Raw genomic sequence first — 21,837 nt, forward strand, 5'->3', positions numbered from 1 at the left:
ATTATTAGGCTGATTTATTAAAAAGACTACCGGGGCTTCCTGGTAGTTTTTTTTGTACTAAATAGAAAAAAGATTCGTTAAGCAACTCTTTCAAGACCGGATTCAATTCCCTGTACTTAAACCATGATAGAAAGCAATTTCATAGAAGTAAGATCTAGATTACCTCATTTAGTTGGAAATTAACTATAGGATAAAATGCGAAAACGATTCTCGCGCTGCTTATAGGGGTTTTCTTTCAGAAATTTCATTTGTAAGTTTTGTATAATCTTATGGCCGGTTATTTAGCCTAATGTTTTTTAAATAGTTTTAGAAAAATTACTCAAATGAAAAAAATAGCTACTTCGTTTTTCCTATTCATGTTCCTAATCCGATTGGGTTTTGCCCAGCAAGAACTTGTACATGCATCCCCTGCACAATTAGGATTTGACGAAGCGTTTATCAACCATCAAGTGGATTCCATCATGCATGTGGGGATCGATAGTATGGCTTTTCCAGGAGCGCAGGTGTTGGTGGCCAAGAACGATACAGTGATTTTTCACAAGGCCTATGGATTTCATACCTATGAAAATCTTCAGGCTGTCGCATTGAATGACATATATGATTTGGCTTCAGTGACCAAAATATCTGGACCATTACCCGCCTTAATGAAGCTGGTGGATGAGGGGAAACTTGATCTGGATGAACCTTTCAGTACTTATTGGGAACCCTGGAGCAAACGAAAAGACAAAAAAGACCTTACCCTTCGAGAGATTTTGGCCCATCAGGCTGGTTTGGTTCCCTATATCGTGTTTTTGAATGAGGTAGTCCGAAAAAATGGCAAAGTCAAAAGAAGATTTGTGCATGCAACTTCCGAAAGACGATTTCATGGACAAGTATACGATGGCTTGTATATCAACGATCGATTTGAACGAAAAATGAACCGAATCATCAATCGATCTGATGTTTCAGATGAAAAAAAATACCTGTATTCGGGACTCACGTTTTTGATTTTCCCAAGCTTAATAGAACAGCTGACTGGAACTGACTATCAAACCTATTTAGAAGAGAATTTCTATGGGCCGATAGGAAGTCATACCATGGGTTATCTTCCAAAAAAGAAAAATTACCCAAACGCCATCGTTCCAACAGAAGTAGATTCTCTTTTTCGAAAAACTCTGGTCAATGGATGGGTGCACGATGAAAACGCATCGTTAAAAGGAGGTGTTTCTGGAAATGCGGGCTTGTTCGCTACGGCTGATGACTTAGCCAAGTTGATGCTCTTTTATCAAAATTATGGCTTGGTAGATGGCCAGCAGTTAATCTCAGCCGAAACCGTGAGAGAATTTACGGAAGTGCAGTATCCAGAAAATGAGAACAGGAGGGGATTGGGTTTTGATAAACCACTATTGAACAATTCCGAGTTGCCATTAGAAGAAGCTTATCCTTCCCCATTGGCAAGTCCTAAAAGTTTTGGCCATTCCGGATTTACGGGAACCTTTGTTTGGGCCGATCCTGAAAATAAGCTCACGTATATCTTTCTATCCAATCGAGTATATCCTTCCAGAGATCATCAGAAACTGTACAGTTTAGGCATTCGTGAAGCCCTGCAAGATGTATTTTATCGAGCTGAGCAAAGGTGATTTAAAATCCGACCAAGCTTTGAGGTTTTGAACAACTCAAAGGTTTCAGGTCTTCAGGTAAAATATTGATTATTAAATAGGTATTTGAATCACCACTTGTGAAAATGCTTGCCTTCCAATAGCTTGGAAATCACTTTATATGTCCATAGATAAAACCTGTACCTCCATTTTCAATGATTTGAATAAAATTAACCTACTGAAAAACAAGGTTTTCTGAAAAGAAGGGCAAGGCTTTGGTTTGAATTCGTTCAGCGATGCGGTTGAGATGGTCACCTTTGTAGCTTTCATAGAAGTGATGGATCTGGTAAGCATCCAATACTTCATGTAGCTTTTTGGTAGCCTCGCTGATTCCTCTATCCTCAGTGCCTGCATCCATTCCTATCGCTTTAAGCTTTTTTAGGTTTGGGATATATTGATCAATCGTGTTGAGCGTACGATTGGCGATGATCTTATTGATAATTTCCTGTCTAGGAGAACCGTCTTTTGCAGGGAGATCTAGATAGAAAGGAGGGTTTTGAGGATTGGGGGCAAAAGCCGCAGAGGTGGCAAGGGCCGCTATCTCGAAAAAAGAAGCATCCTGCAATTGATCTGGTGTGAATTTCTCCAACTTTAAGATCATCTCAGGATTGGTCACTGCTCCGCCGTCCATACAACATGGGCTTAGGGCGTAGATGGCTGAATAAACTTCAGGATATTTCATACCTAGACGAAGCGTGCCATATCCGCCCATGGAATGTCCTGCAAGCCCTCTACTGTTTTTGTTGGAAATAGTTCTATAGTTGGAGTCGATATAACTCACCAGCTCTTTGGTGACAAAGGTTTCCCAATCGCCAACAGTAGCAGAACTTGCATACATGCTTCCTTTAAAGGTATTGAAAGCATTGGGCATCACCACAATCATCTCTTTGGAATTTCCATCTGATAGAGATTGCTCTATGACATTCTGAAGGTTGATCCAATGATCTTCCCATCCAAACCACTGGGAATCCGTGTCGGTAAATCCATGAAGCATGTAGAGAACAGGGAAGTACCGGTCAGGATCTGTTTGATAAGATGGAGGAAGATAGACTGTCACGTCCCGGTCTGCAGGGTCACCAATCAAGTTGCCTTCCAGTGCCTTGCTATGTACTTTGATTCGCTCTTTGGTTCCTTTTTGTGCCTGAACAACAGTTATTCCAAAGAATAGAAGAAAGATGAATAGAAAATTTCTTTTCATAGGTTAATGGGTTTAGGTCTCTAGTAAAAGTAGGTGAAAGTGAGAAGTTGTCCAATCGTTCTGTTTATGAATATGGTTCAATAGAGAGGATAACTTCCTGCCAGTAGGCTAGAAAATGGATTTCCAGCATCTGTTTGCGTCTATACAAACAGATGAAGAATTTGAATAGCCCCGGGTTTAATCCCGGGGCTATTAAGAAACCAAAATAGTTGACTCCCGCCCTGAAACATCTTTTGGAAATAATTTCATTTTTGCGGGAGAATTCCAGTGTCATGTCGACTGAAAGGAGAAATCTATTTTCTCTCGCAAAGCCGCGAAGAATGCAAAGTTTACAGCGAAGAAGATCAGTTTAGCAATAGCTCCTGAGCACCGAAATAAATAGCCCAAGGTTTTAACCTGGGGTAATGAATTACCATATATACCCCTCCCTAGCAAAGTTATTTTAGAGTTGAAAGCGCCAATGCGGGAGAAAGCCTGGCATTATGCCGAAAAATCCATCTGTTTAGAACAAAAAAAATGGCTATTTGAAGAAATAGCCATTTTTAAATTTTTAATCAAAACATGTTATTCCATAGGAGGGAGCAATACCTGATCAATTCCGTGGATCACTCCATTAACAGCATGAATATTTAAAGCCGAAGGGATTAATGCACTATCATTTATTTGAAAGTTAGCTAAATCCACTGTCAACATTTCGCCTTCTAGGAGAGTTGGCAAGCTGGCATCTTGTCTCAAGTCTTGTGAGAAAGCTCTTGAAGGAACTACGTGATATTGTAATACATCAGTTAAAAGGTCCAATGGAATATCATCTATTCCATTCACTCCCAAAGTCTGATACAAATCCTCAAATGCAGCATCCGTTGGCGCAAATACAGTCAAATTATCCATCGCATCTCCACTGAAATTTTCTACTAATCCTGCTCTATTCAGTGCAGCAAGCAGCTGGGTGAATTCAGGTTCGGTTGCAGTACTATTGGCAACTGCAATTTCAGCGATGGATTCGCTTGGTGGAATGATCACTTGGTCCAATGCATGGATTATCCCATTGGTTGCTCCAATATCTGTTGAAATGATTTTTGCCCTTCCGTTGATCCAAAGATCTCCGGATGGATCCTCACTTACATAAAACTGGCTTTCATTTAGAGTTGTTAAAGAACCTGGTTCCACATCGAAAGAATTTATTTCTCCGGATATCACATGATAGGTCAGAATATTTTCCAGATCAGGATTTGCTAATAATTCGCTAGCAGTCAAGTTATTTGCAGTGAGAAAAGCCTCGAAGCCTTCATCTATTGGGGCGAAAACAGTAAAAGGGCCTCCTACAGACAAATCATCTTCCAATTCCGCTTCCTGTATTGCTGAAACCAAGATTTCAAAATTTGGACTTGCAGCTGCTATTTCCACCAGATTTTCTGGAGTAAGGGGCATTGGTTCATTGTCGTCGCAAGAAGTAAGTGTCAAAGTTGTGCCGATAACGAGTGCTAAGGCAAGTAGTGTTCGTGGAAAAATTTTTGATAACATCATAAATTTGTCAGTTAGTTAAATAAGTTGGTTTAATTATTACAACTGACCTAAAATAAAAATGTTAGGTAATTAACTAAGATTCCTATTATCCGACAATGGATTCTAAAAATAATGAAAGCTTCTTTGTTTACTATGCTTAAACGAAGTCTAGAATCACCCTTTTGATGTTGATTAATCTGTTTCTACAATAAGAAAGTTAAATCCCTTAACCTATATCTGAACCTTTGCTGAGTAGTCATATTTTAGTGACAAATTCCTTTAGGAGGAACTGTTTTTCGAAGAGATTTTTGATTTTTAACCGCAAAGAGGCGAATCGCGAAAAGGATACGCTAAGAAGATTAGTTTAGCAATAGCTCCAGAGCAACGAAATAAATAGCCCCAGGTTTTAACCTGAGGTAAAGAATTAACATAAATCCCTCTCCCGCGCATAATCATTTTAGGAATTAAAAGCGGTATGCGGGAGGATAACCACGAGCCTTATCAGTAGCATTTTTTTATTTCCTTACCTGTTTGTATCTCCAAACAAAAATGGAATGTGAGTGAAGACACTCTCATGGGCAAAAAAAACAAACCATGTAATAGATACATAAAGGATATTAAACCCCCACACTCTCCTTAAATAAGGATATTACCAGCTCTTCGGTTAAGGGTCTCTTGTTCGCTTTTTCACGCAAGGTGTCAAAAGGGTATCTAAAATCACAACCTTCTTTATAGGCACTGCATCCATAGGCTTTTTTACCTCTGATAATCGTGCCTTTTTTGCATAAGGGACATGGGATGACAGAAGAAGGTTTTTTAGAAGCCTGCGGACTCGCTTCTTTCTTTGCCTCTAAAACGAGTTGGGATTGATCATCGAGACGTAGCAATCCTTCTTTGTCACCTGTCTCCGTTTTAAAGCCCTTTAAGTTGACAGTAGCCCCTTTTTGGAGCAACCGTACATACTGTTTCTCTGAGATTTTCTTTCCTTCAAATGAAAAAGGAAGTAAAAAGTTGCAGCCCTTTTTATAGGCACTGCATCCGTAACTCGATTTGCCTTTCAGCAATGAGCCTTCCTTACATTTTGGACAAGTGTGTCCCACCACAGTAGTGGATGCTTTTTCTTTTTCTGGAGTTCTTCCTTTTTCAGCAGCTTTGGATTCGGAAGGAGGGGATATGATGGTTTGACTTTGCTCCCGCATCACTTCATATACCAGATGCTCCACCATGAGCTTCATGTTTTTGACAAAAGAACCTGCATGAAACTTCCCTTTTTCAATTTCCCTCAATTGCTTCTCCCATTGCCCTGTCAGTTCTGCTGAGGTCAATAGCTCGTTCCGAATGATTTCGATCAATTGAATCCCGGTTTGAGTGGGCAAAATCTGCTTTTTGTTCCGTTCAATATACTGTCGTTTAAAAAGTGTTTCAATGATACTTGCCCGGGTGGAAGGACGTCCTATGCCATTCTCTTTCATTAGTTCCCGCATCTCTTCATCATCCACCTGCTTGCCGGCAGTTTCCATACCTCTTAATAAAGTCGCTTCTGTGTAATGCTTGGGAGGTTTGGTTTCCTTCTCCAAGAATGAAGGTTCATGGGGACCTTTTTCTCCTTTTTTGAAGATGGGGAGCTCATCTTTCTCCTTTTTATCTTTTCCGTCCGCAGTTTCAAAAACAACTTTCCAGCCTTTTTCCAAGATTACCTTCCCGGTTGCTTTAAAGGAAACGGTATCCACCTTTCCTATAACTGTAGTATTAGCCACTGAGCAATCCTCATAAAATATGGCGATAAATCGCCTTGCAATGATATCATATACTCGAAGGTGATTCCCATCCAAATTTCCCTGAACCCCAGTAGGGATGATGGCATGGTGATCGGTTACTTTTTTATCATTAAAAACCTTAGTGGACTTTTTTAATTTTTTACCCAAAACAGGGCGAATCAAATCCTCATATTTGGTGAGTTTCTCCAGTATTCCGGGGGCTTTTGGATAGATGTCGTTGGGCAAAAACGTGGTATCTACCCTTGGGTAGGTAATGACTTTTTGCTCGTATAGTTGTTGCGCAATTTTAAGTGTTTCATCGGCAGAAAGCCCAAACTTATTGTTGCAATACACCTGTAAACCAGTCAAGTCAAAAAGCTTTGGGGAATATTCCTTTCCATTTTTCTTTTCAATGGAGACTACTTCAAAGTCATGCGCTTTCACCTGGTTGGCAAAAGCTTCCCCATCTTCTTTCTTAAGAAATTTCCCCTCTTCACAATTGAAGGTAGTCTCTCTATAGACCGTTTGTAATTCCCAATAGGGTTGAGGCTGAAAGTTTTGAATTTCCTTAAAGCGGTTTACAATCATAGCTAGTGTAGGTGTTTGTACTCTACCGATGGACAATACTTGTTTGTAACCCCCATATTTGACGGTATATAAGCGTGTGGCGTTGATCCCTAATAACCAATCGCCAATGGCCCTGGAATATCCCGCATAGTATAAATTATCGTATTTAGTGGAAGGTTGTAGCTTTTCGAAGCCTTCTTTAATTGCCTCCGTGGTCAAAGAAGAGATCCATAAGCGTTTGACTTCGCCTTTGTATCCTGCTTGTTCGATGACCCATCGTTGGATCAACTCTCCCTCTTGGCCGGCATCCCCACAGTTAATCACCTCTGTGGCTGTTTCAAATAGCTTTTTTACAATGTTGAATTGCTTTTGGATCCCAGCATTGTCCACCACTTTGGTTTTGAACTTTTCGGGCAGCATGGGGAGGTGACTGAGATGCCAACCTTTCCAATGGGCTTGATAATCGCTTGGTTCCATTAAAGTGCAAAAGTGACCAAACGTATAGGTGACGGTGTATCCATTTCCTTCGTAATATCCATCATGCTTAGAAGTGGCTCCAAGTACAGCCGCTATTTCACGGGCAACGCTTGGTTTTTCTGCAATACAAACTTTCATCTGAAGCAAATCTAAAAAAATTAGCCTAAGCACAACAGAAGGTTTGCCTAGTAAACATCTGAAAAAGACGGAACCCATGAAGGCCAGTAGCTTATAATTTCAAATGAAAATAATATAGCCCCGGGTTTAAACCCGGGCTATTAAGAAACCAAATAATTGACTCCCGCCCAGAAACATCTTTTGGAAATAATTTCATTTTTGCGGGAGGATTCCAGTGTCATTTCGACTGAAAGGAGAAATCTATTTTCTTTCGCAAAGCCCCACAGAACTCAAAGTATATCGCTAAGAAGATTATTTCAGAATAAGCTCCGGAGGAGCGTTAGGTTAATATTCTGCCCGCCGTGGCGGGGCCATGGCCCCGATAGTTATCTGGGTAAATCCATGGTAAAAAGAACCCCAAAAAATTACCTCCCGAGCAGCGAAATATATAGCTCCAGGTTTTAACCTGGGGTAAAGAATAACCATAAAATTCGCCTCCCGCGCAAATTTATTTTAAGAATTCAAAGCGCCTGTGCGGGAGGAGGAACGCCCGCCTTGTTGGGAGCATAGGTATATTAATTCATTCTCAACAAATAGAAATCGCCGTTCGTGAAGACACGAACGGCGGCTGTATCTTAATGCTATTAGTATTTAATCTAGAATCTGTAGATCTTAAATAGACATAGAGTAGCTATTCAGATACCTTTCGTTGTTCTGGGTTTTTGTTTTCATTTTTGGCCTAATAATCTCGCTACGTAACCAGTATTTAAGCTCTCTGCCCTCATCAGGTGATAGCCAAAGCAATGCCTTTCGATATTCTTTTTTAAATAGCTTTTGATTAAATGAGACAGCTTTTAGAATGGTTTTGCAGTAATCGAGCATAGTTTTTCCCTTCTTCATAAGAAATGAATTGAAAAGTTGAAAGATTAAATTTTAGAAACTTGAAACTGATTGGATCTATGTATAGATCTCAGCTGGCTTTCAGATCAAAAAACTACAGTGTCTTATAAAAAGGGGATTTTTACCACTGACAAATTCTAAAGAAATTCTCTTTGGAAGTACTGAGGAGAAAAAGGTAAAGGTTTCGGTTTTAGGATTAGCTGAGATTTCGCACTGTTTGGTGGCAGAAGTAAAATGATAGCTCTGAACTCTAGTATTTACTATTTCAGTTTCCTGAATCCCTTCACCTTGAAAACTTAGAGAATTTACCAATCCGCTCTCAATTGTTCCTGATGTAAGGAAAATCAGATTGAGCAGTAGAACTGAGGATATTGTGGCAATTTTTCTCATTAACCCATATAACGAAAGACCTATGAGATAAGGTTACAGTTTTAGGTATTAAAAATGGTTTATATTTTATATGAAATGTATAAAGTATTTTTATGGTCTATTTCCGTTACTGAATCGGTAATTATTTGGTATTTAAAATTATAGTTAAAAACGGTACAGATTCGGTGCAAGGAGTTGAAGAAGAAGGAGTTACAAACCCTAAAAGAATAGGAAATCGTAGATGCACTCGATAGGTATCCTAGTCTATGCTTAGTAGGGGATTTATTAATTTTCACTCGCAAAGAACTCAAAGTATTCCGCTAAGAAGATTATTTTCCAAAAAGCTCCCGAGCAGCGAAATATAAAGCCCCAGGTTTTAACCTGAGGTAAAGATTAACCACATAATTAGACTCCTGCCCAAATCTATTTTAGGAATTCAAGACGCTGGTGCGGGAAGATACCTAATAGACTTATGGTCCTCATTAAAGTTTCTATTAGCATAAAACCTGAGCTGATTGGCACTTTGAACACTCTGTCATATTTGTCTAGACTGGATGTAATAAATTTTTAGGTTTTCATATTTCAAACCTTAAAATATATTGGAAGCCAGGGACTTGGTTTAATTCAAAGGTTGGCAAACATTTTGAAAGAACAGATCGAAAACTGAGAGATTAATGGCTGAACAAAAATCTGGAATAGATAAAATCCTAATCAGGATATTGTTATGGATACCTTCCTTGTTAATCGTATTGTTCTACATTCCAAATGGGCTTGATAAACTTATTAACCACGACCAAACAGGAAAAATCGTTGAAAGTAGTACAGTAATGATATTCACTGGAATTTTTATTTTAATTGGAGTTGCCCTTTTCTTATACCGCAAGACAATACTGATTGGTACATCCATGTTGGTCTTGTACATGACATTTACTGTTTTAATCCATATGTATAAGGGAAAACCTGCCGAAATTGCAATTCTAATTGTTTTGGCTACCGTGTTTTCCTCATTTATCAGAGAACCAAAATTATTTCAGGAAAAAGCTCCCGAGCAGCGAAATAAATAGCCCCAGGTTTTAACCTGGGGTAAAGAATAACCACAAAATTAGCCTCCCGCGCAAATCTATTTTAGGAAATTAAAACGCTGTTGCGGGAGGATGTCTTCCTACCGATAAGCACGTAAACGGATGTTTTTGGAGATTCAGTTTTCTTAAGCCCAAAGCCAAAGAAACCACAAAAGCATTACAGAGAGTTACCATAACAAAATCCTCATGAAATCATCTAATCAATTATTCAAATTGTATACCGCTGTACGGTCAGAGAACAAAAGGTTAAACTAAAAAGCCAACTAGATACCAAAAGAGAATACCCCGTTATCCTCAAATAGTAACCAGGTATTCAACTAGAGTAAAGCTGTCGCCAAATAGAATACCTAGTTATTCAATAAGTATACTCGGTTACTCTCTGAACATCACTTGTTCACCAAAGAGAATAACTCACTACCCGAAAAGAGAAACTAAGTATGCAAAAAGGTTAACCAGATACCCTTTTGTCCCTTAGGGGACCTCGAAGGTGGGTAGGGGTACCTTGGAGGTGGGGGTATTACAAATTCCTGGAAAATAGAATAGAGAAGGAAAACCCCTTTCATGGAAGAAATGGACGATTTTAATAATTTTTGTACTAAAATAAGAGCTCAAAAAACTTTTTAGTTTTTATCTTATCATCAAAAATAGGATTAAAACTTATTTGAGCAGGCTCAAAATTTTAAGAGGTATCAGAGCTACATAAACCTAAAATTTTAATGGCAATTAATGTGACAAACGAAAATTATAATTTATGATTATCCGCAATGGAGCCAGTAGTTAAAGAATGGGTTAAGAAAGTCTCGGATAATCGTCCACCGACGACAGTCTCCTGTCTACAGCACACTTAAATATATTTCAAAGCCATTTTACCTCTTTGAATATTTTACCAATTTTTGGTAAATTGGGTTAAACTTTAGAAAAATGAAAAATACATCAGTATCCCTCGGAAGTTATTTTGACCAATTTGTACAAAACCAGGTTTCTGAAGGCAGGTATAAAAATGTAAGTGAAGTAATCCGTGCAGGGCTTCGTCTTTTGGAAAATGAGGAGAGCAAGGCAATCGCTTTGCGGAATGCGATTCAAAAAGGTATAGATAGTGGAATTGCGGATGATTTTGATCCTGAAAATCACCTGCAGAAATTGAAGTCTCAGAGGTTGAAAAATGGGTAAATATAAATTCACCAATGAAGCGGTAGAGGATTTATCAGCTATTTGGAATTATACATTAGACAATTGGTCGGAATCGCAAGCGGACAAATACTATCGTTTCATTCTTGAAAGTTGCCAGGAAATTGCTGATAACCCAGATTTAGGAAAAAATTATGAGGGAATAGCGCGGAATTTATTTGGTCTCAAAGTAAATCGTCATATTATTTTTTACCGCAAATTATCTTCTTCGCTGATTGAAATAACTAGAATCTTACATGAAAGGATGGATTTGAAAAACAGGATGAATGAATAAAAACTCCTTCAAGCCTGGTCTATTTCCCGATACAAAACTTGGAAAAAATGTTAGCCAACAAATCATCCGTAGTAATCTCTCCGGTGATCTCTCCTAGGTAATGCAGGGAACGACGGATATCCATGGCCACAAAATCATTGGTGATTTGATCGTCAATGCCTTTCAAAATATCCAATAAGGAATCCCGTGTTTTGATTAAAGAATCGTAATGACGCACATTGGTCACGATGGTGTTTCCGGTCTTAAACTTATCCAGATTCACCAGCTCCAGGATTCTGGCTTTCAATTCTTCCAGGTTTTCCTTCTTTCCAGCAGATATAAAAATAGTATCCGGATGTTTTGACTGGAGTTCAGAAACCAGTTCCGAATTCGCCTTATCTATTTTATTGGCGATTTTCAGAAAGGGAACACCCAGATTTTCCAGCTTATTCACATCTCGGTTGATCTCAATTAGGTCTGTATCTCCCAAATCAAATAAATATAGGATCAAGGAAGCAGTTTTCATTTTCTCTTGGGTTCGACTGACCCCAATGGCTTCTATGGTGTCGGTGGTTTCTCTCAATCCTGCCGTATCGATGAATCGGAAGATCACCCCCCCTAAATTGATCTCATCTTCAATAAAATCACGGGTAGTTCCGGCTATATCCGATACAATGGCCTTTTCTTCATTGAGAAGGGCATTCAATAGGGTGGACTTGCCGGCATTTGGTTTCCCGGCAATAACCGTAGGAACTCCATTTTTGATGACATTCCCTAAGTCAAAGCTGAGGATCAATTCTTCAATCACTCTCAAGAGTCGCTCTACCAATTCCTGTAGCTCTGTTCTACTGGCGAATTCCACATCTTCCTCGCCAAAATCGAGTTCTAATTCAATCATAGAGGCAAAATGAATCAGCTTTTCACGCAGCTGTTGAATTTCGCTGCTGAATCCTCCTCGCATTTGACTTAAGGCTGCTTGATGGCTGCTTTCTGAATCGGCATGGATCAAATCTGCTACTGCTTCTGCTTGAGCCAGATCAAATTGCCCGTTTAAGAATGCTCGCTGAGTGAATTCTCCTGGTTTGGCTGGTCTTGCACCTTTCTTTAGGAAAAGTTTGATGACCTGATTGATGATGTAGGAGGAACCATGCGTGGAGATTTCCACTACATTTTCCTTGGTAAATGATTTGGGGGCGATAAATAAGGAGACCAACACCTCATCTATGATTTTTTCTCCATCCCGTATGGTTCCAAAATGGATGGTATGACTTTCCTGCTTTTCCAGATTCTTTCCGAAAAAGACTTCATTGCAAAGTTTGATGGCGTCTTTGCCAGAAAGTCGGATGACAGCAATGGCACCCACCCCTTGAGGGGTTGCCAAAGCAATGATGGTATCATTCCCTTCGGAAAGTGAAAAACTCATTGTCCTCTAAAACCTTTTTTGACGATGTATCCCAATCCTTCTAAAAATTGCTCCGGCTCTCTATAGCCTGGAAGCTGGGTGATATTTTTTAGGGTAGGGTCGATGATCACGAAATTCGGAAAAGAACGCACGCGCATCACCGCAGCCATTTCCGCTTCAGAATATTTTTTACCCATGAAATCAAAGGTGCGGTTATCATCCTCCGCATTTAATTTCACTGCGTAAAATTGATCGTTGACGTAATCAATGACGCTTGGATCCTTAAAAGTCAAGGCATCCATTTTTTTGCACCATCCACACCAATCGGTGTACACGTCCACTAATAGCATTTTTGGGTTTTCTTGATTTGCTGCTACCGCGTCTTCAAATTTCATCCACTTGATCTCTTCCTGAGCCTGTGCGGCAAAGCCTAAGAATAAAGTAAATGCGATTAGAACTATCTTTCTCATAATTGTTTGTCTTCGAGGGATAAACCATTCTTGCTCCTTGGAAGTTCAAATGTAAATTTAGGTCTTTTACCTTTAATTAGTACACTGGCCAAAAATAGGACGCCGGAAACGGCTACCATCATTCCAGCAATTGAACTATCCACTAGGTAAGCAAGGTAATATCCTGATAGTGCAATAAAAATGCCTAATCCACAAGTAAGTTTGATCAATGGCATTAATTTTTTGGTCCATAAGAATGCAGTAGAAGGTGGCACTACCAATAAAGCTACCACCAAAATGGCACCCACTGCTTCAAAACTGCTTACAGTAGTATACGATACCATGGACATTAAGGCCAGATTGACCGTTTTAGAAGGAAGTCCCATCACGGTGCTGAAGTTTTCATCGAAGCTGGTCAGGGTTAACTCCTTAAACAATAAGGTGATAAAACCTCCCACCAAGGCAACATTGAGGACAGCGAGATAGGTGATTCTTGGCCCATAATTAAATCCCGAATCCGAAATCCATAGATCAATAGGGAGGTAAGCGATTTCACCATACAGGACACATTCCTGATCCAGGTCTACTTTGTAGGCAAGCAGGTTGATCAGGATAATTCCAATGGCAAAGAGTAGGGTGAAGGTGATTCCGATGGAGGCATCAAGCTGAACTCTTGCTTTCTGCCGAAGCCAGTCAATGACCAAGGTGGCAAAAATGCCCAGAATTCCAGCACCAATGATTACTTCCAGCCCTCGCTGACTTCCGGATATAAAGAACCCGATGACAATGCCCGGTAAAACGGCATGGGAAATGGCATCTCCAGTCATGGACATTTTTCGGAGCATCATAAATACACCTAATAAACCACAGGAGATCGCAATCAGCGAAGCGGTGAAAATGATTAAGAATGCGTTTTGATCAAAGGTCATCATAGTCTCTTGGTATGTTTTCTTGATGAGGATCCAGTTTAGGGAAATTCATTTTTTTCTCCAGCAATGCTTCTACTTCAGGTGTTAGGATATGTTCCAGTTTTTCGGCTGTATCGTGCACATGATCCGGAGCAATATTCATGTACTCATTGAGGTATAATTCCCATAGTCGATGTAGTCTTACGATTCGTTTTGATTCTGATTTTCCTTCATTTGTTAATATAATAAGGTTCTGATTTTTAGTGATTAAACCTTTTTTTATTAAATCATTGATTGACTGCTTGCTTTTTTGTTTTTGGAAAGGAAAGCTCTCATAGATTTCTTCTATGGAGAGGTATTTTTTACCATTTTCCAAACCATGATGCAGCGCCTTTAATAAGTGGTCCCGGTGGGTTTTGTTTAAGTAATTTTTTCGCGATATACTTCGGGATAGCACCCCTTTCTTAGGTGCAAAAAGAAAGGAGATAAGTGCCAGTAATGAGAGGCAGACTACCACCCAAGGTCCAGTAGGCATTTGAGGCAAGACAAAAGAGATATAGGTTCCGATGATGCCGGAAATCACGGAAAATAGCCCGGCTATAAGCAGTAGCTTATGTAGTCGGTCTGTCCAGAATCTTGCCGCTGCTCCAGGGGTAATCAATAAAGCAGCCATTAATACCACGCCAATAGCCTGAATCCCTATCACGACTGCCAGTATCATTAACACATTAAATATTAATCGGATAGTGCCCATGGGGTAACCTATCGCTTTACCATAATCCGGATTAAAGACCAGAAGGCTAAATTCTTTTTGGAACAAACTCAAGCTAATGATGATCAATACCGCCAGTCCTCCATAGATGTAAAGGTCCTCTTCTAAAATGGCAATGGCGTTTCCGAAAATGAACTGGTTGAGCCCGGCCATTTCAGGATTGCCTGATTTCTGAATGACGGTGAGCAGTACTACGCCAAAGCCAAAGAATATGGATAGGATAGAGGCAATAATGGCATCTTCCGACAATTTGGTATTGGTTCTGATCCAGGAAGTAAGAAAGGTGGCCAAGGCTCCCGATAAGAAGGCGCCTCCTACGATAAAAATAGGATCTTTCTCACCTGCTAAGATAAAGCCCAGACAAATCCCTGGAAGTACCGCATGGGAGATAGCGTCCCCTAGCAATGCTTTTTTATCCAAAAAGCTATAGGTTCCAACGTAGGCTGATCCTAAACCAAGCAAGGTGATGCCAATCACTACAAAGGCGATGGAGCTGTCCTGAAAAGTAAAGAAGTAGAGAAAATCTTCCATATCAGCTTTTCAATGGGTTGAAGTCTTTTTGTTTGATTAAATCTGTGACCTTGGTCAAAAGATTTAATTTTCCGCCATAGGTTTTCCGTAACAGTTCCTCGGACATCACATGTTCATTGGGTCCTGAAGCTACCAAATGGAGGTTCAACATGATGATCCAATCGAAATAATTCATGGCCGAATGAATGTCATGGTGAACGACAATCACGGTTTTGCCCTGCGCAGCCATTTCTTGTAATAAATGGAAAATGGCTGTTTCGGTAGACATGTCCACTCCAGCAAATGGTTCGTCCATTAAATATAGATCCGCTTCCTGTGCCAAGGCTCTGGCTATAAAGACCCGCTGCTGCTGGCCTCCTGACAACTCGGATATTTGTCTGTTTACAAAAGACATCATCCCTACTTTTTCAAGGCAGCTTAAAGCGATGTCTTTCTCTTTTTTTCCCGGTCTTTTGAATAAGCCTAATTTTCCATAGGTACCCATCATCACCACATCCAAGACAGATGCCGGGAAATTCCAGTCCACCGACTCTCGTTGGGGTACGTAACTTATTCTCGATCGAACTTGATCTAGTGTTTCATTAAATATCTTGACATAGCCGCTGCTAGGAGTGACCAATCCCATGATCGCCTTGATCAAAGTGGACTTTCCGGCACCGTTTGGGCCTAAAATTCCTATAAGCTTGCCGGAGGGTAAGCTTAAATCCACATTCCAGAGCACTGGGCTTTGGTCGTAGCTGACAATTAAATCATGGATTTCAAGAATTGGGTTATCTACTTGCGTGATCATGGGTTCAGGTTTTTATAAATGGTTTGTAGGTTTGATCTCACCATTCCTATATAGGTTCCTGCTGGAGTATCAGGAGCATCTAGGCTATCGGTGAATAAGGGGCCTGCCATTACAATTTGATGATTTTGGTTGGCGCATCCAGCTACTACCGCTTCAATGGCTTTGGGGGAGATGGTCTGTTCGGCAAATACTGCGTGGATATTTCGGTCCACAATAAATTGAATTAACCCGGTCAGGTCCCGTAATCCCGGTTCACTTAAGGTGGAGAGCCCTTGTAATCCTTTTACTTCAAGTTGGTAGGATTTTCCAAAATAGGCGAATGCATCATGGGCTGTAATTAAGGCCTGATTACTGGATTTTAATTGGTCTACTTTGACCTGGATTTCCTGATCCAATGTCTTCAATTCGTTCAGGTATTGTGCCGTGTTTTGTTCAATCTCCTGCTTCCATTCTGGTTTCCATGCCGCTAATGCTACAGAAGTATTGGATAAGGCGATGGACCAAATTTTCAGGTCAAACCAAATGTGGGGGTCTACACTGTGTGCTTCAGGGCCTGATCGTAATAATAGCTCCTCAGGCAGATTTTCAGCCGCATTGATCAGGTTTTGACTATAAGAAAGTTTTTCAAAAATTTCGGTCATTTTTCCCTCCAGAAATAAACCGTGATAGACGACCATATCCGCCTCTTGGAGTAAGTCCAGGTCTCTGACAGAAGCCTTGTATAAATGGGGGTCTACACCGGCAGGCATTAATGCTCTGACATCCGCTTTGTCTCCTAACATATTTCGAATACCATCTGCCAAAATACTGGTGGTGGCTACTACCAAGGGTTTTTGACGTTGGGTTTTATCTTCTCTTTTACAAGAGAGGAGACCGATCGAGAGCAGTATTAGAAATAGGATTTTTCTCATGATTGAATAGCCAGAATATTTGCTGCTACATCCTTGGACATAAAGAGTGTTTTTTTCTGATCAACTAGAATTTCCAGGGAACCATCAAACTCTACTTTGTCCAAAACTTTTATTCGTGCACCGATGTATGCACCTACTTTATCCAGGTATCGAAGGAAAGCTGCAGAGCTGTCTTTCACTGCTACAATTTGTCCGGTTTGATCTATTTCCATTTCATTCAATGCTACTCTTGGTCTAGCTCTCACATCACCATATTCATCAGGGATAGGATCTCCATGTGGGTCGAATTTGGGATAGTTCAAATAAGCATCAAGACGTTGGATCAATAGGGGAGATTGAATGTGTTCGAGTTCCTCTGCTACCTCATGTACTTCATCCCAGGCGAACTGCAATTTGTCCACCAAGAACACTTCCCAGAGACGATGTTTCCGGATGGTTTGGAGGGCTCGTTTTTTTCCTTCTTCGGTGATGTTTACTCCATAATACTTTCTGTATTCAATGACTTCCTTGTCTCCTAGTTTTCTAAGCATATCGCTGACGGAGGCAGGCTTGGTTTTCATCTCTGCTGCGACATCATTGGTGGACACACTCTTTTTTCCACCGTCAGACAGGTGGTAGATCGCCTTCAAATAATTCTCTTCAGCTGTAGTCATATTCATAGTACTCCAAATTATCTAAGGTAAAGGTAAAAAATAATTTAGATATAGCTAAATAAATATTTGATTATGTCTAAATCGACTGTGGATAAGCCAAATTTTAATGTGATTATCAATTTAGATATGTCTAAAAAATAATTTAGTCTGAAAAAATAAAAATTATAAACTACTGAAAAATAGCATATTAATAATTATGGAAATGAATAAAAAGACGATTTTCTGCGTGAAGACTGGAGAAAAAAGGAGTTTCCATTTCTCTGAAATCAGTGTAATTGGAAGGGGTGGAGTGGATAACTTTTGTGGATATCCACAAGAGATTAGAATGAGAGAAGTTGCTCGAGGCAGGAAAGCATTTGTCCTTCTTGGGAACTCCAAAGAACTTCTTCTCCTGGTTGGTTTATAAAAAACGGGTTTTTAATTGCAGCTAAAAATTGAGCGATGGCTACATCCATACTATCAAAATCTAGTTGAGTGCCTCCCTGATATTGATCTATAAAAGCTTTCCATTTCTCATTGGGACTGATCAACACAGGGGTATGCAATGCCATTGCTTCAAAAAGTTTGGTGGGCATTTTGGAAGAGATCGCTTCATGGGATTGATAGGGCAACAGACAAAAATCTGCTGCTATGATTTCCTTTACGATCTCTTCATGATCTACCGGAGTATCGGTTATTTTTAATTCGATTCCAGGATGGGATCCTACTTCCATTTCCAGCTTTTTTCGGAAGCTATGTAAGGGGGTGTGTCCAATAATTATAAGCCTTGAATTTGGGAATATTTGTTGGATTTGTTTGAAGAATTGGATTCCCTGAATGGTTCCAAAAGCCGGTGTGATGGTTCCTGAAATAAGGAATTGAAAGGCTCTTTTTTCGGAGTAATCTAAACGCGATCCAGTGACTATATTTCCTGCGAACTTATTCTCCAAAATTAAGAAGGGTTTCTTTTCCGGCATTTGTGGGACATAGCATGCCTCAGCTAAAAAGTAACAATCCACCCCTTTTATGGATTCTAAATTTTGTATTATTCTTAGAGCATTTGAACGCTGGTAATTGGATAAATCGGGGTTTAATTTCAGGTTTAGAACATAGTTTTCCTGTACATCATAGATCAATTTATATCCCAGTATTACTTTTAATAAAGCAGCAGAAGCCAGGTATTCATAAGTACAAACAATTAAGATTTTTGGACGGGTTTGGACCAAGGTTTTGAGGAATCTGAATTGTGAGAAAAATCTTTCCCAAGTTGAGTATCGGTTTGAAAGTGATGGAAAAAACCGGACTTCGGCTATACTTTCCTCGATTTTAGAGGAAAATCCTATGATGTTTAGGGTGTATTTGTTTGATTCGCGCAGTGAATTGCCGAGCTTTTCCCAAGCCCTCGTATCTTTGAGCGGTTTGAGGCTAGAAGCTATTAAAACGGGAATTTTAGAGGCTTTGCTTTGACCCATAAACGAAACTAATTAAAATAATGGAACTGAAAACCATCATCGAAAATGCTTGGGAAAACCGAGAACTATTAACGCAGAAAGAAACACAAATTGCTATAAAGACGGTCATTGATGATTTGGATACCGGACAAACCCGGGTAGCCGAACCAATGGAAGATGGAAGTTGGAAGGTAAATGACTGGGTAAAAAAGGCGGTGATTCTTTACTTCCCGATTCAAAAGATGCAAACTATTGAGGTTGGTCCTTTTGAATTTCATGATAAAATGGCATTGAAAACCAATTATGCCAAACAAGGAGTTAGAGTGGTTCCTCATGCAGTAGCCCGATATGGTGCTTACTTGGCGAGTGGAGTAGTGATGATGCCAAGTTATGTTAATATTGGTGCATATGTGGACGGTGGCACGATGGTTGATACTTGGGCTACGGTAGGATCTTGTGCGCAGATCGGTAAAAATGTTCATTTAAGTGGTGGTGTAGGTATCGGTGGAGTTTTAGAGCCTGTTCAAGCAGCTCCCGTCATTATTGAAGACGGAGCATTTATTGGTTCTAGAGCGATCATTGTAGAAGGAGTCAGAGTGTGTAAAGAGGCGGTGATTGGTGCAGGAGTTACATTGACAGCAAGTTCAAAAATTATTGACGTTACGGGTCCAGAACCTGTAGAATATAAAGGAATTGTTCCAGAAAGATCTGTGGTGATTCCAGGCTCACTTCCAAAAGAATTTGCAGCGGGGACTTATCATGTTCCTTGTGCAATTATCATTGGAAAGAGAAAAGCTTCTACCGATCTAAAGACATCACTGAATGATGCGCTAAGAGATAATAGTGTAGCAGTTTAAACCAACTAAAATGAAAAAGTTAAATCAAGTCCTTTTGATGGCGGCGTTGTCAGGGGTTTTATGGGCTTGTTCTAAACCGGATGAAAACCCGGGAGATCAGTATTTTAATTCAGGAAATTACGCGGAAGCTGTTTCTGAATATTCCGAAACTTTGAAGTTTAACCCCAATGATGTTCGAATGCTTTACAATAGAGGAAGAGCATACGAAGAGCAGAATCAATTTGAAAATGCCAAAAATGATTTTGAAAGGGCATTGGAAATTGAACCCAATAATATTCAGGTATTATTGAGCTTGGCAAACCTGCATCATAAAGAGAAAAACTTCACCAATGCGTTGCTTTATTCAAGTAGGGCAGAAGAAGTTCCTGGAGCCCCAGCGATGGCTTCTTTTATCAAAGCGAGAGCATTGCACCAAATGGGGAAATCCGAGGAGGCTTTGACTTCCTATGCGGATGCAATCAAAAGAGATAAAGATTTTGGTCAGGCTTATTACAATAGAGGCTTATTAAAAGTGGCTATTGGGAATATCGGAAGTTCTTGTGAGGATTTTCAATTAGCCAGGTCATTGGAATATCCAGGTGCTCAGGAAGCCATGGACAAGTATTGTAAATAAAAATAAAACCGGCTTAGGCCGGTTTTTTTTATGTTCTTTTTTTACGCTATTCCCATTTTCCTAGGAATGATCATGTGGTTCTTCAGCTTGATGATCACATAAATTCTCAGATGCTAATCTTCCAGAACCACCGCAAGTCCTGCAGGCGCTGACTTCTTTTAACGACCCCTCACAAACGGGACAAGTAAGTCTACCTTTTCCACTGCAGCGCTCACACTCGAAATATTCGACAATATTGAAAATATTTCTTTTGGTTATCATGCCGGTGCCGCCACATCTACTACAACCCACTACACCTTTGGCTTTGCAATAATCGCAGTCCTGTTGGATTTCTTTATTGCCATCACAGGTGAAACATACCTTGTAGCGGTATCCTTTTCTATCACACAACTGACAAGTTTGAATATCACGTAAGGGCCCTTCTAATTTCTTTTGAAGTTCCTGGGCACCTTTGTAATGATCCCCGGTAAATCCTGACAGTTCTAAATACTTGTTCAGGAAATTCGCGGAGTTATCATATTGCCCTAAGTGGTAAAGTGTTTCTGCAAAGTAATAGGGCATTTCCTCCGGAAGTGGTAATCCCGAGTCGATTAAGTTTCTGAATATGCCATTTGCAGTTTCATAATCACTTCGTTCAATAGCTGCCACTGCACTTTTCATCCAACTATCCGTTTGCCCTAAATTTGGCCCAATTTGCGCTTTAGCGCTGAAACCCAAGGAAAGGAAAAGGAATAATAAGAAAAAGGTATAGGTGTAGAATGTTTTGGTATTCACTTTCGGATCTATCATTTAATGCAGCAATAAAGATAGATGATTTGAAAAGTAAAAGTTAATCTTTACTAAGTGGTTTGGTAATAGTATTTTATTGTAAGTGGATTTTGTAAATTAAAAATTGTCTTTAATTTAGGCATGGAATATAGTTTGGCATTATGCATTGCTTTAACTATTTATTTTCATATAATTTTAGTTTTATTGATTTAACAATTTAATCCAAACGATTATGGCAAAACCAATCACAATGATTGAAAGTATCGGTCCGGTAATGAAAGAAAAATTGGCGGCTGCAGGAGTTTCCTCAGTAGAGGGTTTATTGGAAAAAGGCGCTACGAAAGCAGGAAGAAAAGCAATTGCCGATGCATCTGGAATCGCTGAAGGTAAAATTTTGGATTGGGTAAATATGGCTGACCTATTTAGAATAGATGGAGTAGGAAGTCAATTCGCCGAATTATTGAAAGCTGCAGGAGTAGATACGGTGAAGGAACTCAGAAACAGAAACCCTGAAAACCTACATGCGGCTTTGGTGAAAACCCAAGAGGAAAAAGGCCTGACAAGAGCTGTGCCTGCAGCCTCTCAAGTAGCCAAATATGTGGAGCATGCTAAAACCCTGGAGCCAATAGTCACCTACTAAGTTTTTTTAACAACTTGATCTTATAGAAAACCTTTTTGCTGATCGCATCAAGGTTTTTTTTGTAG

Annotated in this window: 19 protein-coding genes; 7 read left to right on the plus strand and 12 right to left on the minus strand. The window is 39.8% G+C overall.

The annotated features are described in order from the left end of the window. The first annotated feature begins 323 nt into the window (after positions 1 to 323). Complete coding sequence (locus BUR11_RS06585) at positions 324 to 1,619, plus strand: serine hydrolase domain-containing protein (protein ID WP_074223983.1); 1,296 nt, start codon at positions 324 to 326, stop codon at positions 1,617 to 1,619. Positions 1,620 to 1,812: 193 nt separating this feature from the next. Here BUR11_RS06585 and BUR11_RS06590 read toward each other — a convergent pair whose 3' ends face one another. From BUR11_RS06590 to BUR11_RS06600, 3 genes are all read right to left on the minus strand, one after another. Continuing rightward, complete coding sequence (locus BUR11_RS06590; protein WP_074223984.1) at positions 1,813 to 2,835, minus strand: alpha/beta hydrolase; 1,023 nt, start codon at positions 2,833 to 2,835, stop codon at positions 1,813 to 1,815. Between the two features lie 564 nt (positions 2,836 to 3,399). Beyond that, entirely contained in the window at positions 3,400 to 4,359 is a 960-nt protein-coding gene (locus BUR11_RS06595; protein ID WP_074223986.1) for a fasciclin domain-containing protein, read from the minus strand. A gap of 596 nt (positions 4,360 to 4,955) precedes the next feature. Continuing rightward, positions 4,956 to 7,277 (minus strand): type IA DNA topoisomerase, encoded by a 2,322-nt coding sequence (locus BUR11_RS06600; protein WP_074225151.1) that lies wholly within the window; start codon positions 7,275 to 7,277, stop codon positions 4,956 to 4,958. A gap of 1,922 nt (positions 7,278 to 9,199) precedes the next feature. On the opposite strand from BUR11_RS06600, the gene BUR11_RS06615 reads away from it, so the two are divergent. The 3 genes from BUR11_RS06615 (at position 9,200) to BUR11_RS06625 (ending at position 11,069) form a co-directional block, all read left to right on the plus strand. Then, positions 9,200 to 9,589 carry a hypothetical protein gene (locus tag BUR11_RS06615; RefSeq protein WP_200800385.1) on the plus strand — a complete coding sequence of 130 codons (390 nt, stop codon included), beginning with the start codon at positions 9,200 to 9,202 and terminating at the stop codon, positions 9,587 to 9,589. Positions 9,590 to 10,528: 939 nt separating this feature from the next. Continuing rightward, on the plus strand, positions 10,529 to 10,777 hold the full coding sequence (locus BUR11_RS06620) for a type II toxin-antitoxin system ParD family antitoxin (protein ID WP_074223989.1): 249 nt from the start codon (positions 10,529 to 10,531) through the stop codon (positions 10,775 to 10,777). Beyond that, complete coding sequence (locus BUR11_RS06625; protein WP_074223990.1) at positions 10,770 to 11,069, plus strand: type II toxin-antitoxin system RelE/ParE family toxin; 300 nt, start codon at positions 10,770 to 10,772, stop codon at positions 11,067 to 11,069. The genes BUR11_RS06620 and BUR11_RS06625 overlap by 8 nt, the downstream gene beginning before the upstream one ends. Before the next feature lie 19 nt (positions 11,070 to 11,088). Here BUR11_RS06625 and mnmE read toward each other — a convergent pair whose 3' ends face one another. The 8 genes from mnmE to BUR11_RS06665 form a co-directional block, all read right to left on the minus strand. Then, positions 11,089 to 12,471: a tRNA uridine-5-carboxymethylaminomethyl(34) synthesis GTPase MnmE gene (gene mnmE / locus BUR11_RS06630; protein WP_074223991.1), complete on the minus strand. Its 1,383-nt coding sequence runs from the start codon at positions 12,469 to 12,471 to the stop codon at positions 11,089 to 11,091. Then, positions 12,468 to 12,920: a thioredoxin family protein gene (locus BUR11_RS06635; RefSeq protein ID WP_074223993.1), complete on the minus strand. Its 453-nt coding sequence runs from the start codon at positions 12,918 to 12,920 to the stop codon at positions 12,468 to 12,470. The genes mnmE and BUR11_RS06635 overlap by 4 nt, the downstream gene beginning before the upstream one ends. Further along, the gene (locus tag BUR11_RS06640) at positions 12,917 to 13,831 is read right to left on the minus strand and encodes a metal ABC transporter permease (RefSeq protein WP_234982114.1); all 915 of its coding nucleotides are present in this window, start codon (positions 13,829 to 13,831) and stop codon (positions 12,917 to 12,919) included. The genes BUR11_RS06635 and BUR11_RS06640 overlap by 4 nt, the downstream gene beginning before the upstream one ends. Further along, positions 13,818 to 15,110, minus strand: coding sequence for a metal ABC transporter permease (locus BUR11_RS06645; protein WP_074223994.1), 1,293 nt, complete (start codon positions 15,108 to 15,110; stop codon positions 13,818 to 13,820). Before BUR11_RS06645 ends, BUR11_RS06640 begins: the two co-directional genes overlap by 14 nt. A gap of 1 nt (position 15,111) precedes the next feature. Continuing rightward, positions 15,112 to 15,900 (minus strand): metal ABC transporter ATP-binding protein, encoded by a 789-nt coding sequence (locus BUR11_RS06650; RefSeq protein ID WP_074223995.1) that lies wholly within the window; start codon positions 15,898 to 15,900, stop codon positions 15,112 to 15,114. Next, positions 15,897 to 16,811 (minus strand): metal ABC transporter solute-binding protein, Zn/Mn family, encoded by a 915-nt coding sequence (locus BUR11_RS06655; protein WP_074223996.1) that lies wholly within the window; start codon positions 16,809 to 16,811, stop codon positions 15,897 to 15,899. The genes BUR11_RS06650 and BUR11_RS06655 overlap by 4 nt, the downstream gene beginning before the upstream one ends. Beyond that, positions 16,808 to 17,470 (minus strand): metal-dependent transcriptional regulator, encoded by a 663-nt coding sequence (locus tag BUR11_RS06660; protein WP_074223998.1) that lies wholly within the window; start codon positions 17,468 to 17,470, stop codon positions 16,808 to 16,810. The genes BUR11_RS06655 and BUR11_RS06660 overlap by 4 nt, the downstream gene beginning before the upstream one ends. A gap of 314 nt (positions 17,471 to 17,784) precedes the next feature. Further along, on the minus strand, positions 17,785 to 18,915 hold the full coding sequence (locus tag BUR11_RS06665; RefSeq protein WP_074223999.1) for a glycosyltransferase: 1,131 nt from the start codon (positions 18,913 to 18,915) through the stop codon (positions 17,785 to 17,787). 20 nt (positions 18,916 to 18,935) lie between these two features. Between BUR11_RS06665 and BUR11_RS06670 the strand changes: the two genes are divergently transcribed. Together BUR11_RS06670 and BUR11_RS06675 are read left to right on the plus strand one after the other, a co-directional pair. After that, positions 18,936 to 19,751 (plus strand): 2,3,4,5-tetrahydropyridine-2,6-dicarboxylate N-succinyltransferase, encoded by an 816-nt coding sequence (locus BUR11_RS06670; protein ID WP_074224001.1) that lies wholly within the window; start codon positions 18,936 to 18,938, stop codon positions 19,749 to 19,751. 10 nt (positions 19,752 to 19,761) lie between these two features. Continuing rightward, a complete protein-coding gene (locus BUR11_RS06675) occupies positions 19,762 to 20,364 on the plus strand; it encodes a tetratricopeptide repeat protein (RefSeq protein WP_074224002.1) in 603 nt (200 codons plus the stop codon). A gap of 60 nt (positions 20,365 to 20,424) precedes the next feature. Here the strand turns inward: BUR11_RS06675 and BUR11_RS06680 are convergent, their stop codons facing one another. Then, entirely contained in the window at positions 20,425 to 21,153 is a 729-nt protein-coding gene (locus BUR11_RS06680; protein WP_074224003.1) for a molecular chaperone DnaJ, read from the minus strand. A 211-nt stretch (positions 21,154 to 21,364) separates the two neighbouring features. On the opposite strand from BUR11_RS06680, the gene BUR11_RS06685 reads away from it, so the two are divergent. Further along, positions 21,365 to 21,772 carry a DUF4332 domain-containing protein gene (locus BUR11_RS06685; protein ID WP_074224004.1) on the plus strand — a complete coding sequence of 136 codons (408 nt, stop codon included), beginning with the start codon at positions 21,365 to 21,367 and terminating at the stop codon, positions 21,770 to 21,772. Positions 21,773 to 21,837 lie beyond the last annotated feature (65 nt).

The sequence above is a fragment of the Algoriphagus halophilus genome (assembly GCF_900129785.1).
GTDB classification, from domain to species: domain Bacteria; phylum Bacteroidota; class Bacteroidia; order Cytophagales; family Cyclobacteriaceae; genus Algoriphagus; species Algoriphagus halophilus.

Excerpts from the sequence above, each read along its gene's own strand:
- BUR11_RS06615 (WP_200800385.1), top strand. The coding sequence starts at position 9,200 with ATGGCTGAACAAAAATCTGGAATAGATAAAATCCTAATCAGGATATTG.
- BUR11_RS06665 (WP_074223999.1), bottom strand. The coding sequence starts at position 18,915 with ATGGGTCAAAGCAAAGCCTCTAAAATTCCCGTTTTAATAGCTTCTAGC.
- BUR11_RS06590 (WP_074223984.1), bottom strand. The coding sequence starts at position 2,835 with ATGAAAAGAAATTTTCTATTCATCTTTCTTCTATTCTTTGGAATAACT.
- BUR11_RS06625 (WP_074223990.1), top strand. The coding sequence starts at position 10,770 with ATGGGTAAATATAAATTCACCAATGAAGCGGTAGAGGATTTATCAGCT.
- BUR11_RS06620 (WP_074223989.1), top strand. The coding sequence starts at position 10,529 with ATGAAAAATACATCAGTATCCCTCGGAAGTTATTTTGACCAATTTGTA.
- BUR11_RS06655 (WP_074223996.1), bottom strand. The coding sequence starts at position 16,811 with ATGAGAAAAATCCTATTTCTAATACTGCTCTCGATCGGTCTCCTCTCT.
- mnmE (WP_074223991.1), bottom strand. The coding sequence starts at position 12,471 with ATGAGTTTTTCACTTTCCGAAGGGAATGATACCATCATTGCTTTGGCA.
- BUR11_RS06675 (WP_074224002.1), top strand. The coding sequence starts at position 19,762 with ATGAAAAAGTTAAATCAAGTCCTTTTGATGGCGGCGTTGTCAGGGGTT.
- BUR11_RS06640 (WP_234982114.1), bottom strand. The coding sequence starts at position 13,831 with ATGATGACCTTTGATCAAAACGCATTCTTAATCATTTTCACCGCTTCG.
- BUR11_RS06680 (WP_074224003.1), bottom strand. The coding sequence starts at position 21,153 with ATGATAGATCCGAAAGTGAATACCAAAACATTCTACACCTATACCTTT.
- BUR11_RS06600 (WP_074225151.1), bottom strand. The coding sequence starts at position 7,277 with ATGAAAGTTTGTATTGCAGAAAAACCAAGCGTTGCCCGTGAAATAGCG.
- BUR11_RS06595 (WP_074223986.1), bottom strand. The coding sequence starts at position 4,359 with ATGATGTTATCAAAAATTTTTCCACGAACACTACTTGCCTTAGCACTC.
- BUR11_RS06660 (WP_074223998.1), bottom strand. The coding sequence starts at position 17,470 with ATGAATATGACTACAGCTGAAGAGAATTATTTGAAGGCGATCTACCAC.
- BUR11_RS06670 (WP_074224001.1), top strand. The coding sequence starts at position 18,936 with ATGGAACTGAAAACCATCATCGAAAATGCTTGGGAAAACCGAGAACTA.
- BUR11_RS06685 (WP_074224004.1), top strand. The coding sequence starts at position 21,365 with ATGGCAAAACCAATCACAATGATTGAAAGTATCGGTCCGGTAATGAAA.
- BUR11_RS06650 (WP_074223995.1), bottom strand. The coding sequence starts at position 15,900 with ATGATCACGCAAGTAGATAACCCAATTCTTGAAATCCATGATTTAATT.
- BUR11_RS06635 (WP_074223993.1), bottom strand. The coding sequence starts at position 12,920 with ATGAGAAAGATAGTTCTAATCGCATTTACTTTATTCTTAGGCTTTGCC.
- BUR11_RS06645 (WP_074223994.1), bottom strand. The coding sequence starts at position 15,110 with ATGGAAGATTTTCTCTACTTCTTTACTTTTCAGGACAGCTCCATCGCC.
- BUR11_RS06585 (WP_074223983.1), top strand. The coding sequence starts at position 324 with ATGAAAAAAATAGCTACTTCGTTTTTCCTATTCATGTTCCTAATCCGA.